At 50.9% G+C, this 607-nt stretch carries 4 tRNA genes; all 4 read right to left on the bottom strand.

The window, feature by feature from the left end:
- Positions 1-152 precede the first annotated feature (152 nt).
- Positions 153-228 (bottom strand) — tRNA-Ala (locus EA58_RS20570).
- Between the two features lie 31 nt (positions 229-259).
- A tRNA-Val gene (locus EA58_RS20565) sits at positions 260-335 on the bottom strand.
- Between the two features lie 29 nt (positions 336-364).
- Positions 365-440 (bottom strand) — tRNA-Lys (locus tag EA58_RS20560).
- Position 441: 1 nt separating this feature from the next.
- Positions 442-517 (bottom strand) — tRNA-Glu (locus EA58_RS20555).
- Positions 518-607 lie beyond the last annotated feature (90 nt).

Here is a 607-nt window from a genome sequence, read left to right as displayed (position 1 = left end):
AAGAGCATTGTGAATTATCAAATGATAACCACTTTCTAAAGGTTCTCAGGAAAAACCCTTAAAGAGTGGACCCAATGATTCTGAGACAAGGCGTGAGGTTCCGACGTTTAGTTTGCTAAACAAGGAATCGTACAACGCAGTATCAGAGAAATTGGTGGAGCTAAGCAGGATCGAACTGCTGACCTCCTGCGTGCAAGGCAGGCGCTCTCCCAGCTGAGCTATAGCCCCATTGTTCTGGGTCTCTTTCCAGAGGAAAGAATGGTGGGCGATACCGGGCTCGAACCAGTGACCCCCTCCTTGTAAGGGAGGTGCTCTCCCAACTGAGCTAATCGCCCACTGAGTTTTTACATTCCCGTGGCAGGAATGGTGGGTCGTGCAGGATTCGAACCTGCGACCAATTGATTAAAAGTCAACTGCTCTACCAACTGAGCTAACGACCCGTGGCGTCCCGTAGGGGAGTCGAACCCCTGTTACCGCCGTGAAAGGGCGGTGTCCTAGGCCTCTAGACGAACGGGACTAAAATTCTGTCAGCGAAACATCTTCCGCCAAATTCATACTGATGCTGTTGGGCAGCACCAGTGGCTCTTTACATTTCGACCAGGCAATC

It is taken from the genome of Photobacterium galatheae, from assembly GCF_000695255.1.
GTDB classification, from domain to species: domain Bacteria; phylum Pseudomonadota; class Gammaproteobacteria; order Enterobacterales; family Vibrionaceae; genus Photobacterium; species Photobacterium galatheae.
This window is presented reverse-complemented; position numbering and strand designations above follow the sequence as displayed.